Genomic DNA, 417 nt, shown 5'->3' with positions numbered 1-417 from the left:
CCGCGATCCCGCCGCCACCCGCCGCAGCCGCCTCAAAAAGTGCACGCTGTTTGAAATGGAACCCTCGCCCGAGGTCATCGCCGCGCAGCAGGAATACCTGCGCCTGGCGCAGATGCTGTGGGACGGGGTGGACCCGATCGCGGCGGCACCGATGAAAGACCGCGATATCTTCGATTTTCTGGGGTTCGAATGATGAGCACGCACCCAACCTCTCCCTATGAACTGCAACGCGAACGCCTGGCGCACTATTTCGATGGCAGCGCCCGCAAGGCATGGATCGACCTGACCTCCAACGCCAAGGTCAGCGGCATCCGCGCCACGGTGCGCGCCGGGCGCGATGCCATGCGCGCGCAGTTGCTGGGCTGGCTGCCGCAAGACCTGCGCCGCTGCGCCGTGCTCGATGCCGGCTGCGGCACC

2 pseudogenes are annotated in these 417 nt (G+C 66.7%); both read left to right on the top strand.

The window, feature by feature from the left end:
* A pseudogene (gene chlL, locus H926_RS34910) lies at positions 1-193 on the top strand (ferredoxin:protochlorophyllide reductase (ATP-dependent) iron-sulfur ATP-binding protein); the annotation flags it as partial.
* Positions 190-417: pseudogene (locus tag H926_RS28415) on the top strand (magnesium protoporphyrin IX methyltransferase); the annotation flags it as partial. The pseudogenes chlL and H926_RS28415, both read left to right, overlap by 4 nt.

The organism is Novosphingobium sp. B-7 (assembly GCF_000410615.1).
Lineage (GTDB): Bacteria > Pseudomonadota > Alphaproteobacteria > Sphingomonadales > Sphingomonadaceae > Novosphingobium > Novosphingobium capsulatum.
Note: the sequence above shows the minus strand (reverse complement) of the source record. Positions and strands in the feature narration are given on the sequence as shown.